The organism is Bacillus sp. GMs2/2 (genome assembly GCF_050172095.1).
GTDB classification, from domain to species: Bacteria; Bacillota; Bacilli; order Bacillales; family Bacillaceae_G; genus Bacillus_A; species Bacillus_A cereus.
In genome coordinates, this window is the sequence record NZ_JBNLYE010000623.1 from 1 (window position 1) to 1,622 (window position 1,622).

The following is a 1,622-nucleotide window of genomic DNA, read 5'->3' on the forward strand; positions in this document are numbered from 1 at the left end:
CATAAAATTTTGTATCACATCTTTAAGAAAGACTGATCTACTCGTTATGATTTTCTAAACCAAATTGTCCCTTTTTACGCATAGTGTAATAAATAGGGAGGCCGAGTGCAGTTAGACCTATTCCACATAAAGCTAGCAGAGGTTGGGTGAATAAGGTATTAATAACAATGAACAATCCGCCAATAATAGCAACTAATGGTATAAAAGGATACAATGGAACTTTATAAGGTCGCACAAGTTCGGGTTCCCTTTTTCGTAAGATGAATACAGCAAGGAATGTCATTGTGTAGAATATCCATATTACAAATACCAACATATCAGTAAGAGTATTGAATCCGCCGACGGCCATCATAATAATTGAAATAAATAGCATAAATAGACCAGAATTATAAGGGACCCGACTAGTTTTAGATAATGTAGCAAACCATTTACTAAATGGTAGTTTGTTCTCAATAGCCATGGCATAAGGAATTCGCATTCCTGTCATAATATAACCATTAATCGTTCCAAATACGGAAATTAAAATGCCAATGGTAACTAGTTTGCCTCCCATAGCTCCAAAAAGAATTGTAGCTACTTGAGAAGCGGGTGTATCAGTACCTGCGAGCGATGTTGCAGACATGACCATTAGAAACGCGACATTAATTAATAAATAAACAACCATTACTGTTGATAATCCTAATACGATTGCTTTAGGCAAGTCTTTTTTAGGGTTTTTCATTTCTCCAGCAATATTGCCTACATGAATCCATCCATCATAGGCGAACATTGTTGCGAGTAAACCAGATCCAAGGGCAGATATCATAGATTTGTTCGGCCCTGCCTCAATTGGAAAAAGCTGAAAAGTAACGTCACTTTTGTGTAGTAATCCAAAAATAATAATCAATGCTAATGGAACCAATTTGCATATAGTCGAAGCCATTTGGATTCCACCAGCTGCTTTAGCTCCTAAAAAGTTCATAAGAGTTACAAATGTTGCTGTGATAATTGCAATTGCGATAATTAGTATTTTGTGTTCATTAACATTTAGGCCAAATAAACTAACCGTTTGTGTCCCGAAAATAATAGCAAGAGCTGCAATATTTGCAGGGAAGTATATGACAGTTTGTGCCCAGCCAAGCAAGAAAGCAGTTAAGTTTCCATAAGTCCTCTTTAAATATGCCATCATTCCCCCCGTTTCAGGAATAGCGGCAGATAGTTCAGCAGCAGTTAGTCCTGCGCAAACGGTCAAGATACCACCAATTACCCATGCAAGTAATCCTAGGCTAGCTGTTCCTGTTACTCCATATAATGCAGTGGGCTTGAAAAATACTCCGGCGCCGATAACGGTACCAATAACTGTGGTTAATGCTGCAAAGAAACCAATATCCTTTTTTAGTTGTTGTTGTGACAAAATAATCACTCCCAATTAGAAAAATATATAAATTCTCTTATGAATTCTTTATCCTGTTTGTTAAATTATTTGATAGTATATCCTGTATCCATACAAATAGCCGCCCCTCATCCTTACCAGCTAGAGAATTTGAATACATTTCAGATACTAAATAAAAAAGAAATTAAACGTATAAGTAAAGAAAGTTTAATTTCGCCTCAAATCATGTGAAAATTTTCACATGATTTGA

The 1,622-nt window shown here is 36.1% G+C and carries 1 protein-coding gene; it reads right to left on the reverse strand.

Annotation, left to right across the window (positions count from 1 at the left end; translation table 11 throughout):
• Positions 1 to 37 precede the first annotated feature (37 nt).
• Complete coding sequence (locus ACQGS6_RS28045) at positions 38 to 1,393, reverse strand: APC family permease (RefSeq protein ID WP_000082756.1); 1,356 nt, start codon at positions 1,391 to 1,393, stop codon at positions 38 to 40.
• Between the last annotated feature and the right edge of the window lie 229 nt (positions 1,394 to 1,622).